We start from the raw sequence: 12,405 nt of genomic DNA, 5'->3' as shown, positions 1-12,405 counted from the left end.
ATGGCAACATTAACTGCAAAAAATCTCGCGAAGGCATATAAGGGCCGCCGTGTCGTAGAAGATGTCAGTCTGACCGTCAACTCCGGCGAAATTGTAGGCCTGCTTGGCCCTAACGGTGCGGGCAAGACCACAACCTTCTACATGGTCGTTGGCATTGTGTCGCGCGATGCGGGCAACATCGTCATTGATGATGAAGATATCAGTCTTCTGCCGCTGCATGCGCGTGCGCGTCGCGGTATCGGCTATCTGCCGCAGGAAGCCTCCATTTTCCGCCGCCTGAGCGTCTTTGATAACCTGATGGCCGTCCTGCAAATTCGTGACGATCTGACCAGCGAACAGCGTCAGGACCGGGCTAACGAGCTGATGGAAGAGTTCCATATCGAACATCTGCGCGACAGCCTCGGTCAGGCGCTGTCCGGCGGTGAACGCCGTCGCGTTGAGATTGCGCGTGCGCTGGCTGCAAACCCGAAATTTATCCTTCTGGATGAACCGTTTGCAGGCGTTGACCCCATCTCCGTTATCGACATTAAACGTATCATTGAGCATCTGCGCGACAGCGGGCTTGGCGTACTGATCACTGACCATAACGTCCGTGAAACGCTGGCCGTGTGCGAACGCGCATACATCGTGAGCCAGGGCAATCTGATCGCCCACGGTACGCCGCAGCAGATCCTCGAAGATGATCATGTTAAGCGTGTCTACCTTGGGGAAGACTTCAGACTCTGATAGGGTAGAGGTAATGTAACGCCGAACCGGAGAAAAATGCTCTGAACATGAAGCAAGGTTTGCAATTACGGCTCAGCCAACAACTGGCGATGACGCCGCAGCTACAGCAGGCGATTCGCCTGTTGCAACTGTCCACCTTAGAACTCCAGCAGGAGCTCCAGCAAGCGCTGGATAGCAATCCGTTGCTGGAGCAAGCCGATCTTCATGAAGAGGTAGATACCCAGCAGTCGCAGGATACTGAAGCACTCGACACCGCCGATGCGCTCGAACAAAAAGAGATGCCGGACGAGCTTCCGCTGGATGCCAGCTGGGATGAAATCTACACCGCCGGAACCCCTTCCGGTACGCGTGCAGACTACCAGGACGATGAGCTACCGGTTTATCAGGGTGAAACTACCCAGTCACTGCAGGATTACCTGATGTGGCAGGTGGAACTTACCCCCTTCTCCGATACTGACCGCGCGATAGCGACATCCATTGTCGATGCCGTGGATGACACTGGTTATCTGACCGTCACGCTGGACGAAATTCTGGAAAGCATGGGTGACGAAGAGATTGAACTCGAGGAGATAGAAGCCGTTCTGAAGCGCATTCAGCGTTTCGATCCGGTTGGGGTGGCCGCAAAAGATCTGCGCGACTGCCTGCTTATCCAGCTTTCTCAGTTCAGCAAAGAGACACCATGGCTTGATGAAGCCCGCTTGATCATCAGCGACCATCTGGATCTTCTGGCCAATCACGATTTCCGCAGCCTGATGCGCGTCACGCGCCTGAAAGAAGAGGTGCTGAAAGAGGCGGTCAATCTGATTCAGTCCCTCGATCCGCGCCCCGGTCAGTCCATTCAGACCAGCGAACCCGAGTACGTCATCCCGGATGTGCTGGTCAGAAAACACAATGACCGCTGGGTCGTTGAACTGAACTCAGACAGCATTCCTCGCCTGCAAATCAACCAGCAGTATGCCTCCATGTGCACCAGCGTGCGTAACGACTCCGATAATCAATACATTCGTAGCAATTTGCAGGAAGCGCGATGGTTGATCAAAAGTCTGGAGAGCCGAAATGATACGCTGCTCCGCGTAAGCCGCTGTATTGTCGAACAGCAGCAGGCGTTCTTTGAGCAGGGCGAAGAGTATATGAAACCGATGGTGCTGGCGGATATCGCCCAGGCCGTCGAGATGCATGAATCAACCATTTCCCGCGTGACCACGCAGAAGTATCTGCACAGTCCACGCGGTATTTTTGAGCTTAAGTATTTCTTCTCCAGCCATGTGAATACCGAGGGCGGCGGTGAAGCGTCGTCAACGGCCATTCGCGCCCTGGTGAAGAAGTTGATCGCCGCGGAGAACCCCGCGAAGCCACTGAGCGACAGTAAGTTAACCACCATACTGTCCGACCAGGGTATTATGGTGGCACGCCGAACTGTTGCGAAGTATCGAGAGTCTTTATCCATTCCGCCGTCTAACCAGCGTAAACAGCTGGTCTGACACAACCGATAAGGAAGACACTATGCAGCTCAATATCACAGGACATAACGTCGAGATTACTGAGGCTTTACGTGATTTTGTGAATGCTAAATTCGCGAAACTCGAGCAGTATTTCGAAAGGATCAACCAGGTCTATGTTGTATTGAAAGTGGAGAAAGTGACTCATATCTCGGATGCGACCCTGCATGTCAACGGGGGTGAGCTCCATGCCAGTGCGGAAGGGCAAGACATGTACGCTGCTATCGACGGCTTGATTGATAAGCTTGCACGACAGCTCAATAAACATAAAGACAAACTGAAACAACACTAATTGTCCGGGCAGTTAACGGGTGCAGGAAGGCCTGTTGTGAAACACAACAGGCCGTTTGTACAGTTAGCGCTTAGGTGAAATTATGATGAACAACGATTCCGCTCTTCAACTGAGCAATGTCCTTAACCAGGAATGTACGCGCAGTGCTGTTCACTGCCAGAGCAAAAAACGTGCGCTGGAGATCATCAGTGAACTGGCCGCAAAACAGCTGGGCCTGCCGCCGCAGGTCGTGTTCGAAGCGATCCTGACCCGTGAAAAAATGGGCAGTACCGGCATCGGCAACGGCATCGCGATCCCGCACGGCAAACTGGAAGAGGACACCCTGCGTGCCGTCGGTGTGTTTGTGCAGCTGGAGACGCCTATCGCCTTCGATGCCATCGATAATCAGCCCGTCGATCTCCTCTTCGCGCTGCTGGTGCCTGCCGACCAGACGAAAACCCATTTGCATACGCTTTCGCTGGTCGCAAAACGCCTGGCCGATAAAACCATTTGCCGTCGACTGCGCGCAGCCCAAAGTGATGAAGAGCTATATCAAATTATCACTGAAGCAGAAGGCAATCAGGATGATGCATAACCAGGAGATGGCCTTCACATCTGTTGTCCTGAGGAGAAACGGAACATGGTGCTGATGATTGTCAGTGGCCGTTCAGGGTCCGGGAAATCCGTGGCCCTGCGCGCGCTGGAAGACATGGGGTTTTACTGCGTAGATAACCTGCCGGTCGTGCTGTTGCCAGACCTGGCACGCACACTTGCGGAGAGGCAAATCTCTGCCGCCGTCAGTATCGACGTTCGTAACATGCCTGAATCGCCAGAAATTTTTGAACAGGCAATGAGCAACCTGCCTGATTCATTCTCGCCTCAGCTGCTGTTCCTCGATGCAGACCGCAATACTCTGATCCGTCGCTACAGCGATACCCGTCGTTTGCACCCGCTTTCCAGCAAGAACCTCTCACTGGAAAGTGCTATCGACGAAGAGAGCGATCTGCTGGAACCGCTGCGTTCCCGTGCTGACCTGATTGTCGATACATCCGAAATGTCCGTGCATGAGCTGGCGGAAATGCTGCGTACCCGTTTACTGGGCAAACGCGAGCGTGAACTGACGATGGTGTTCGAGTCATTCGGCTTTAAGCACGGTATTCCTATCGATGCGGATTATGTTTTCGACGTGCGCTTCCTGCCGAACCCGCACTGGGATCCGAAGCTGCGTCCAATGACCGGTCTCGATAAGCCCGTCGCGGCCTTCCTCGACAGACACACAGAAGTTCACAATTTTATCTACCAGACGCGAAGCTACCTTGAGCTATGGTTACCTATGCTGGAGACAAACAATCGTAGCTACCTGACCGTGGCGATTGGCTGTACCGGCGGTAAACATCGTTCGGTCTATATCGCCGAACAGCTGGCCGACTATTTCCGCTCACGCGGAAAGAACGTTCAGTCCCGTCATCGCACGCTGGAAAAACGTAAAACATGACCGTAAAACAAACCGTTGAGATCACCAATAAGCTGGGCATGCATGCACGTCCGGCGATGAAACTGTTTGAGTTGATGCAGGGTTTCGATGCAGAAGTTCTGCTGCGTAACGATGAAGGTACCGAGGCGGAAGCGAACAGCGTGATTGCGCTGCTGATGCTGGACTCCGCCAAAGGCCGCCAGATTGAAGTAGAAGCTACCGGTCCACAGGAAGAGGAAGCGCTGGCGGCGGTGATTGCGCTGTTTAACGCCGGGTTTGACGAAGACTAACGCCTCTTTCATGGCGGGTAGCGCTACGCTTACCCGCCTTACATCAATTTATTTCTCGCCATAAACCCTTCCCCTCCCAGCTGCCGCATCTGGCGCATGATCCACGCCTGTCGGTTTCGCACATAGCCTGAGGGTGCATTGGCCTTAAAGCGAATTGGGTTAGGCAAGACCGCGGCCAACAGCGCAGCTTCAGAGAGGCTCAGCCGGCTGGCAGGTTTATTGAAATATCGCTGCGAGGCGGCTTCGACACCAAACACGCCATCACCAAACTCGGCAATGTTCAGATAGACCGTCAGAATACGTTTCTTGCTCCAGACCGTTTCCATCCCCAGGGTCAATCCGGCTTCCAGCCCTTTTCGCACCCAGCTGCGGCCATCCCACAAAAAAAGGTTTTTGGCCGTCTGTTGTGACAGCGTCGATGCGCCGCGCACGCGGTTTTCATGGCGTTCGTTATGGGCAAGCGCTTTCTCGATTGCCGCCACGTCAAACCCCCAGTGCTCCGGGAATTTCTGATCCTCCGCCGCTATCACCGCCAGCCCCATCCACGCGGAGATTTCATCTGTGCTCACCCAGTCAGAGTGGGCAACATAGCTGAAGTCACCGGTGAACCACGCGCTCAGCTGACGCTCAACCATCACGGCAGAAAACGGAACCGGCAGAATGCTGAATAATGCCAGTCCGCCGCCCCAGAACACCGCCAGCACCAGCACGGTACGCCAAAGAATACGTTTTACCCAGGCGCCTGCGGCGAATTGACGCCTCATTCAGTCAGCACCAGCACTCTGGCCACCAGCTTTTCAATGCCTGAAGCGGCTTCCGCGATAGTCTGCGCCAGCATATACGCAGGTGTGGTGACGATTTTATTGTCTTCATCCACCACAATGTCATCCACCGGACAAGGGATGTGCTCGCCTCCCATCTCCTCGATGATTTCCGCTGTATCAATATCGGTCCCGATGGTCAGGCGCAGCGGGAAATCAAAAATTGTCGGAAGCATGGCCGGAGCGATGCAGATAAAGCCCTGCGGTTTACCCGCCGCATGCATGGCCTGTGATAACGCTTTTAAATGCGGATCAACCTGACACCCGGCGCCTTGCGTGGCAAACGTGCTGAGGTTTTTAGCCGCCCCAAACCCGCCCGGCACAATTAACGCATCAAGCTCTGCCGCGTCCGCCTGAATCAGAGGATGAATTTCGCCACGCGCAATACGCGCGGCTTCAATCAGGACGTTACGAGTTTCCGCCATCGGCTCCCCGGTCAGATGATTAATGACATCAGCCTGATTTTTGTCTGGCGCGAAGCAAATGACTTCAGCCCCCTCTCTTGCCAGGGCCAGCAATGTGATGACGGCTTCGTGTATCTCAGAACCATCGTAAACGCCACATCCGCTCAGTACGACACCAATCTTTTTCATCATGACGATCCTTCTCTGCAACTCGCTGAAGCACATAATTAATTTTGATTAAAACGCTATGCTTCACACATTTCACTGATTCCTGTAACAAACCATTTAAGATTTGCTATCTTATTTGCGTGCGGCCTAAATTTTCAGGCGGCGTCCATACGAAAACAACACAAAAAAACAGGCGCAGCCACAATTTCCCTGGTGTTGGCGCAGTATTCGCGCACCCCGGTTAAGCCGGGGTCATTTTTTTCTGGCGTCCACCCAGGCTTTAAGCACCGCCACATCGTTCTGCCATTCTTGTTTCATCTCTTCAACCCAATCACCTACGTTATCTTCCCAGGCAGGTAAATCAGGTGACTGAATCTGTTGTCCCAGCTGCTGCAGGTGACGTAAGCCGACCGAGCCGGCCGCACCTTTGATTTTATGCCCTTCTTCCACAATGCCTTTCTGATCCCGCGCTGTCAGATTTGACTCCAGCACGCTCAGATAGCCCGGCATCATTTTTTCAAATACTGCCAGACCGTCGGTAATCAGTTTTGGACCAACCAGATCGATGTACTGCTCCAGCATCGCGGTATCGAGTATCGTTTGGGCTTTCGCGCTATCCACAGACGTCATGGTGTTCTCCTCTTCATCATGGGTATCCCAGAACTTCTTGATCATGGCGGTCAGGGCAGGCACCGCCAGCGGCTTGCTAAGTACATCATCCATACCGGCATCGAGGTACTCTTTTTTATCTTTCAGCACGTTCGCCGTCAACGCCACCAGCGGCGGCAGTTCGTCGGCAGCGTACTGGCTCGTCAGTTCACGGGAAATATCCAGCCCGGTCATGTCCGGCAACTGAATATCCAGCAGAACGAGATCATATTCACCCGGCTTAAACATCTCCAGCGCGGCTTTACCGGTCATCGCCACATCCACGCTGTTGCCCAGTTTTTCCAGGACAGAGCGTGCGACAATTACGTTAAGCTCAATATCTTCCACCAGCAGGACATGCAGCGCAGGCAGCGGCATATCGTCGTTTTCGAAGGTATCTTCCACCTCTTCCGCCACCGCCGGCGCGTGCACCGTCAACGTGAAGGTTGAGCCTTTGCCCGGATGGCTGGCGACGGTAATATCACCGCCCATGCTCTTCGCAAGGCGTTTAGACACCGCCAGACCAATTCCTGTGCCGGTCGCGGGCTTGCCGCCGTTGCTGTCCTTCACCTGATAGTACATCGCAAAGATTTTGTCCTGCTCTTCCTGCGGAATCCCAATGCCGGAATCTTCCACCTCAAAGTGCAGCATGTCGCCCTGGTCATAGCGAATACGTACCGAGACCTGCCCCTTCTGGGTAAATTTGACCGCATTGCTGATAAGGTTCCACAGGATCTGGCGCAGACGCGTGCCGTCGGTAACCACCTTGTGCGGCAGCGGCAGCGTGGGATCCATGACAAAGCTCAGCCCCTTCTGTTGCGCCTGCAAACCCGACAGGTTTTCCAGATCGGCCAGGAAACCGGTGAAATCAACCGGCTGGTTATCAAGCTGCACTTTGCGGCGTTCCATCTTATCCATATCGATAATATCGTTGAAGATATTCCCCAGCGTGACCGCTGAGACATGGATGGTTTTGAGGTATTTTTCCTGTTCTGCGGTGAGATCGGTGTCCAGCAGAATGCGGCTCAGGCCGACAATTCCGTTAAGCGGCGTACGCAGTTCATGGCTGATGGTGGAGATGAAGGTGGTTTTATCGCGGCTGGCACGTTCAAGGGCATCCTGATAGCGCTTACGTTCGGTGATATCACGGCCAAACCCCATCAGACCGTGGCGTTTCCCCACGCGGTCGTAGTACGGCACCTTACGGATCTCAAAGCAGGCTTTGCGCCCGTCGGGGTAATCCAGCCACTGTTCATAGGTCAGTGAGACGTTATGACGGAACACTTTTTCGTCCGTCTCCATCACTTTGGCGGCCGCCTCTTCGGAGTATACGTCCTGCGGCTTCAGGTGAATCAGCTGCTTCTCGCTCTTCCCGGTCAGCAGTTCCATCGCCCGGTTACAGCCGGAAAACTCTTTATCTTCATTACGGTAGAAAACCAGATCCGGCGATGCATCAAGGAACGAGCGCAGGAAAGAGGATTGCTGCTCAAGCTGGATCTGCGTCACCTCGCGCTCTTTCATTTCGATTTTCAGCTGCTCCAGCGTCGCCTGGCGCTCAGCCTCCGCCTTCTCACGATCCGAAATCTCCTGGTTCAGTTGGGCGATATTATCCTTTAGCTGAACGTTGAGCTTCAGATCGCGATCGCGCATCTCTTCCAGTTTATCGACCAGTTTTGACAGGCGCTGACGGGACTCCTCCAGTTGTTCAACCACCACGGAGAGGAAATAGACCGCCCAGGGTGTAATCAGCAAGCCAAAGAAGATAGAGCGGATCACGTCGATACTCTCGACCTGACCGTGCAGAACCATGGTTACGGCCATCTGCACGACAATGGCCAGAACGACCAGCGCCAGTGCCAGCAGCATGGAGAAACGCACCAGCCCAAGCTTCATCATCAGATCGACGTAGTACTGGGCCAGCATTCGAATTTGCTTCATAGAGGATCCCTTCACGACTTTATCGCTCAATAATACTCAAATTCGCGGCGGGGCGTTGAAGGTTGTGAGAAAAAGTGCGGGGTGAAACAGGAGATTAGCCTCGCTTCCGGTTCTCCGGAAGCGAGGAGAGGTCTGTCAGGAGCGTTTCAGCATCAGCCAGAGGCTGATCAGGAAGAAGCTGGCGCTCGGCAGCAGCGCGCCGATAACAGGCGGAATGCCATAAACCAGCGTCAGCGGGCCGAAGATCTGATCGAGAACGTAGAATACAAAGCCGAAGCTGATCCCGGTCACCACGCGCACGCCCATCGGCACGCTACGCAACGGGCCAAAGATAAACGACAGGGCCATCAGCATCATCACCGCCACGGACAACGGCTGGAAGATTTTGCTCCACATGTTGAGCTGATAACGTCCGGCGTCCTGTCCGCTCGACTTCAGGTATTTCACGTAGTTGTGCAAACCACTGATGGAGAGAGCGTCAGGATCCAGCGCCACCACGCCGAGTTTGTCCGGCGTGAGTTTGGTTTTCCACATGCCCGACACCGTCTGAGAGCCGGAGATCTGTTTTGGATCGGTCAGGTCTGACTCATCCACCTGCGACAACCGCCACTGCTTATGCTCGGCGTCAAACTTGGCCGAAGAGGCGTGACGCACGGAGAGCAAACGACGATCGTCATTGAAGGTGTAAATACTCACGCCTCCCAGTTCGTCATCGCCCTTCACACGTTCGATATAGACGAAGCTGTCACCATCTTTTGCCCACAACCCTTGCTGCGTTGAGAGCAATGAGCCACCGTACATCGCCTGCGCACGATAGTTACGCGCCATCTGCTCACCCTGCGGTGCCACCCACTCGCCAATTGCCATGGTCAACAGCACCAGCGGGATCGCGGTTTTCATCACCGACAGCGCAACCTGCATACGGGTGAAGCCCGAAGCCTGCATAACAACCAGTTCACTGCGCTGTGCCAGCATCCCTAAGCCCAACAACGCACCCAGCAGGGCCGCCATCGGGAAGAAGATCTGCACATCTTTTGGCACGCTGAGCAGGGTATACATGCCCGCACCCAGCGCGTCATAGCTCCCCTGCCCGGCTTTTTTCAACTGATCGACAAATTTGATAATGCCGGAGAGCGACACCAGCATGAACAACGTCATCATGATGGTGGAAAAAATAGTTTTACCGATATAGCGGTCAAGAACGCCAAACGCCTGCATTAGAGGGCTCCTTTACGCGAGAAGCGGGCACGAATGCGGCGCACAGGCACCGTATCCCACAGGTTGAGTCCCACCGCCAGCAGCAGATACAGACCATTGACTACCCAGGTCCAGACGAACGGGTCAATTTTACCCTTACCACCGTTAGACTTAATTGAGGTCTGCAACAGGAAGAACACCAGGTACAGCAGCATGGCTGGCAACATTGACAGCACGCGTCCCTGACGTGGGTTAACCACACTCAGCGGAACGACCATCAGAGCCATCATAAATACGGCGAATACTAGCGTGATACGCCAGTGCAGTTCGGCACGCGCACGGTTGTTGTCCGTATTGAACAGGGTACGCATATCCATTTGCTCGGTATCACTTGGATCGAGCGCCACGGTCTGGTGACCAATAATGGCCTGGTAGTTCTGGAAATCGGTGATGCGGAAATCGCGCAGCATCGCAGTGCCTTCGAAGCGCGTGCCTTTATTCAGCGTCACTACCTGAGAGCCATCTTTACGCTGTGACAGTTGACCCGAATCGGCCACCACGACGGAAGGACGGGCATTCCCTTTGGTGCGGAGCTGAGCAAGGAACACATCGTTAAAGCGGCTACCATCCACGCTTTCGATAAATAGAACAGAATTCCCGTCCGTCGCCTGCTGGAACTGGCCCTGCGCCAGTGCGGCCATACCCGGGTTTGCTTTGGCTTCTGCCAGCACTTCATCCTGGTGACGGGAAGACGTTGGGCCCGCCCACATCACATTCACCGCCGCAACGATACCTGTGAAAAGCGCCAGAACCATAGCGGCTTTCACCAGTACGGCTTTACTCAAGCCGCAGGCGTGCATCACGGTGATTTCACTCTCGGTATAAAGCTTGCCGAGCGTCATGAGCAGACCGAGGAAAAGACTTAGCGGCAGGATAAGCTGCGCCATTTCCGGGATCCCTAAACCAAGCAGGGAAAGCACCAGATTCGTAGGAATTTCGCCGTCAACGGCCGCACCGAGGATCCTGACCAGCTTCTGACAGAAAAAAATCAGCAGCAGGATGAAGAGGATCGCCAGCTGGCTTTTGAGCGTCTCCCGCACCAGATATCTTATGATTATCACTTTAAATACGCCCGTAAAAACCCGTCTCTTTGCTGGAAAATCGCTTGTTTCATGGCTTAAACGTCATTTATTCTCTTGAGTCGTCGAAATCATCGCTAAGATTAAAACATCCGGCGGATTCACGCTTCAGGACTTTTTCTGACGTGTCGAAACCGTAGTAACGTAAGATTAACACGAAGTCACCACAACAGCGGACATGAGTTACGAAAGGTTTCAATTCTATCTGTAGCAGCCGCTGTTGTCTTTAAGATTCAGGAGCGTAGTGCATGGAGTTCAGTGTAAAAAGCGGTAGCCCGGAGAAACAGCGGAGTGCCTGCATCGTTGTGGGCGTCTTTGAACCACGCCGACTCTCCCCGATCGCCGAGCAACTCGATAAGATCAGTGATGGCTACATCAGCGCCCTGCTGCGCCGTGGCGAACTGGAAGGCAAACCTGGGCAGACGCTGTTACTGCACCATGTTCCAAACGTACTGTCCGAACGTATTCTGCTGATTGGCTGCGGTAAAGAGCGCGAGCTGGATGAACGTCAGTATAAGCAGGTTATTCAGAAAACGATTAATACGCTGAATGATACCGGCTCAATGGAAGCCGTTTGCTTCCTGACCGAGCTGCACGTCAAAGGCCGTAACACCTACTGGAAAGTGCGTCAGGCGGTCGAAACGGCAAAAGAGAGCCTGTACAGCTTCGACCAGCTGAAAACCAACAAAAGCGAGCCACGTCGTCCGCTGCGTAAGATGGTCTTTAACGTACCGACCCGTCGCGAGCTGACCAGCGGTGAACGCGCTATCCAGCACGGTCTGGCGATTGCTGCCGGGATTAAAGCCGCAAAAGATCTGGGCAATATGCCGCCTAACATCTGTAACGCAGCCTATCTGGCCTCTCAGGCACGTCAGCTGGCTGACGCCTACAGTAAGAATGTCATCACCCGCGTCATCGGCGAACAGCAGATGAAAGAGCTGGGAATGCACTCCTATCTGGCAGTCGGCAACGGCTCCCAGAATGAGTCGCTGATGTCGGTTATCGAGTACAAAGGTAACCCGTCTGAAGATGCGCGTCCGATTGTGCTGGTTGGTAAGGGTCTGACCTTCGATTCCGGCGGTATCTCCATCAAGCCTGCCGAAGGCATGGACGAGATGAAGTACGACATGTGTGGTGCAGCAGCAGTGTATGGCGTGATGCGTATGGTGGCGGAACTTCAGCTGCCGATAAACGTCATTGGCGTGCTGGCGGGCTGTGAAAACATGCCTGGCGGTCGTGCGTACCGTCCGGGTGACGTTCTGACGACCATGTCCGGCCAGACCGTTGAAGTGCTGAACACCGACGCCGAAGGCCGTCTGGTGCTGTGCGACGTGCTGACCTACGTTGAGCGCTTCGAGCCTGAAGCGGTCATTGACGTGGCCACGCTGACCGGTGCCTGTGTGATTGCGCTGGGTCATCACATCACCGGGCTGATGTCGAACCACAATCCTCTGGCGCACGAGCTGATTGGCGCGTCCGAACAGGCCGGTGACCGCGCATGGCGTCTGCCGCTGGGTGACGAGTACCAGGAACAGCTGGAGTCTAATTTCGCCGATATGGCGAACATCGGCGGTCGTCCTGGCGGGGCAATTACTGCGGGCTGCTTCCTGGCGCGCTTTACCCGTAAGTACAACTGGGCGCATCTGGATATCGCAGGTACCGCCTGGCGTTCCGGTAAGGCCAAAGGCGCAACCGGTCGTCCGGTCGCGTTACTGTCGCAGTTCCTGCTCAATCGTGCGGGTTTTAACGGCGAAGAGTAATTGCCGTCAGATGCCCGGTAGCGCTACGCTTACCGGGCCTACGGAAAGATGCCGTTTGTAGGCCGGGTCA

Annotated in this window: 12 protein-coding genes; 7 read left to right on the top strand and 5 right to left on the bottom strand. The window is 54.5% G+C overall.

Annotated elements, in window-relative coordinates; translation table 11 throughout:
• The 6 genes from lptB (at position 1) to npr (ending at position 4,260) form a co-directional block, all read left to right on the top strand.
• A complete protein-coding gene (lptB, locus tag L466_RS18355; RefSeq protein WP_014171816.1) occupies positions 1-726 on the top strand; it encodes an LPS export ABC transporter ATP-binding protein in 726 nt (241 codons plus the stop codon).
• 47 nt (positions 727-773) lie between these two features.
• Positions 774-2,207 (top strand): RNA polymerase factor sigma-54, encoded by a 1,434-nt coding sequence (rpoN, locus tag L466_RS18360; protein ID WP_014171817.1) that lies wholly within the window; start codon positions 774-776, stop codon positions 2,205-2,207.
• A gap of 22 nt (positions 2,208-2,229) precedes the next feature.
• On the top strand, positions 2,230-2,517 hold the full coding sequence (hpf, locus tag L466_RS18365) for a ribosome hibernation promoting factor (protein ID WP_014171818.1): 288 nt from the start codon (positions 2,230-2,232) through the stop codon (positions 2,515-2,517).
• An 82-nt stretch (positions 2,518-2,599) separates the two neighbouring features.
• Entirely contained in the window at positions 2,600-3,091 is a 492-nt protein-coding gene (ptsN, locus tag L466_RS18370) for a PTS IIA-like nitrogen regulatory protein PtsN (protein WP_014171819.1), read from the top strand.
• Positions 3,092-3,136: 45 nt separating this feature from the next.
• A complete protein-coding gene (gene rapZ, locus L466_RS18375; RefSeq protein WP_014171820.1) occupies positions 3,137-3,991 on the top strand; it encodes an RNase adapter RapZ in 855 nt (284 codons plus the stop codon).
• The gene (npr, locus tag L466_RS18380; protein WP_003861872.1) at positions 3,988-4,260 is read left to right on the top strand and encodes a PTS phosphocarrier protein NPr; all 273 of its coding nucleotides are present in this window, start codon (positions 3,988-3,990) and stop codon (positions 4,258-4,260) included. The genes rapZ and npr overlap by 4 nt, the downstream gene beginning before the upstream one ends.
• A gap of 38 nt (positions 4,261-4,298) precedes the next feature.
• Here the strand turns inward: npr and mtgA are convergent, their stop codons facing one another.
• From mtgA to lptF, 5 genes are all read right to left on the bottom strand, one after another.
• Positions 4,299-5,024 carry a monofunctional biosynthetic peptidoglycan transglycosylase gene (mtgA, locus tag L466_RS18385; protein ID WP_032680193.1) on the bottom strand — a complete coding sequence of 242 codons (726 nt, stop codon included), beginning with the start codon at positions 5,022-5,024 and terminating at the stop codon, positions 4,299-4,301.
• Positions 5,021-5,674, bottom strand: coding sequence for an isoprenoid biosynthesis glyoxalase ElbB (gene elbB / locus L466_RS18390; protein ID WP_032670144.1), 654 nt, complete (start codon positions 5,672-5,674; stop codon positions 5,021-5,023). The genes mtgA and elbB overlap by 4 nt, the downstream gene beginning before the upstream one ends.
• Before the next feature lie 231 nt (positions 5,675-5,905).
• A complete protein-coding gene (arcB, locus tag L466_RS18395; protein WP_032679053.1) occupies positions 5,906-8,239 on the bottom strand; it encodes an aerobic respiration two-component sensor histidine kinase ArcB in 2,334 nt (777 codons plus the stop codon).
• 135 nt (positions 8,240-8,374) lie between these two features.
• The gene (lptG, locus tag L466_RS18400; protein WP_020883523.1) at positions 8,375-9,457 is read right to left on the bottom strand and encodes an LPS export ABC transporter permease LptG; all 1,083 of its coding nucleotides are present in this window, start codon (positions 9,455-9,457) and stop codon (positions 8,375-8,377) included.
• A complete protein-coding gene (gene lptF, locus L466_RS18405; protein ID WP_014171825.1) occupies positions 9,457-10,557 on the bottom strand; it encodes an LPS export ABC transporter permease LptF in 1,101 nt (366 codons plus the stop codon). Before lptF ends, lptG begins: the two co-directional genes overlap by 1 nt.
• 266 nt (positions 10,558-10,823) lie before the next feature.
• Here lptF and pepA point away from each other — a divergent pair, with 266 nt between their 5' ends.
• On the top strand, positions 10,824-12,335 hold the full coding sequence (pepA, locus tag L466_RS18410) for a leucyl aminopeptidase (RefSeq protein WP_014171826.1): 1,512 nt from the start codon (positions 10,824-10,826) through the stop codon (positions 12,333-12,335).
• The last annotated feature ends 70 nt before the right edge of the window (positions 12,336-12,405 follow it).

The organism is Enterobacter sp. BIDMC 30, assembly GCF_000534355.1.
GTDB lineage: Bacteria > Pseudomonadota > Gammaproteobacteria > Enterobacterales > Enterobacteriaceae > Enterobacter > Enterobacter ludwigii.
Note: the sequence above shows the minus strand (reverse complement) of the source record. Positions and strands in the feature narration are given on the sequence as shown.

Coding starts and splice junctions, on each gene's coding strand:
- pepA (WP_014171826.1), top strand. CDS start 10,824: ATGGAGTTCAGTGTAAAAAGCGGTAGCCCGGAGAAACAGCGGAGTGCC.
- rapZ (WP_014171820.1), top strand. CDS start 3,137: ATGGTGCTGATGATTGTCAGTGGCCGTTCAGGGTCCGGGAAATCCGTG.
- hpf (WP_014171818.1), top strand. CDS start 2,230: ATGCAGCTCAATATCACAGGACATAACGTCGAGATTACTGAGGCTTTA.
- mtgA (WP_032680193.1), bottom strand. CDS start 5,024: ATGAGGCGTCAATTCGCCGCAGGCGCCTGGGTAAAACGTATTCTTTGG.
- arcB (WP_032679053.1), bottom strand. CDS start 8,239: ATGAAGCAAATTCGAATGCTGGCCCAGTACTACGTCGATCTGATGATG.
- ptsN (WP_014171819.1), top strand. CDS start 2,600: ATGATGAACAACGATTCCGCTCTTCAACTGAGCAATGTCCTTAACCAG.
- lptG (WP_020883523.1), bottom strand. CDS start 9,457: ATGCAGGCGTTTGGCGTTCTTGACCGCTATATCGGTAAAACTATTTTT.
- elbB (WP_032670144.1), bottom strand. CDS start 5,674: ATGAAAAAGATTGGTGTCGTACTGAGCGGATGTGGCGTTTACGATGGT.
- npr (WP_003861872.1), top strand. CDS start 3,988: ATGACCGTAAAACAAACCGTTGAGATCACCAATAAGCTGGGCATGCAT.
- lptB (WP_014171816.1), top strand. CDS start 1: ATGGCAACATTAACTGCAAAAAATCTCGCGAAGGCATATAAGGGCCGC.
- rpoN (WP_014171817.1), top strand. CDS start 774: ATGAAGCAAGGTTTGCAATTACGGCTCAGCCAACAACTGGCGATGACG.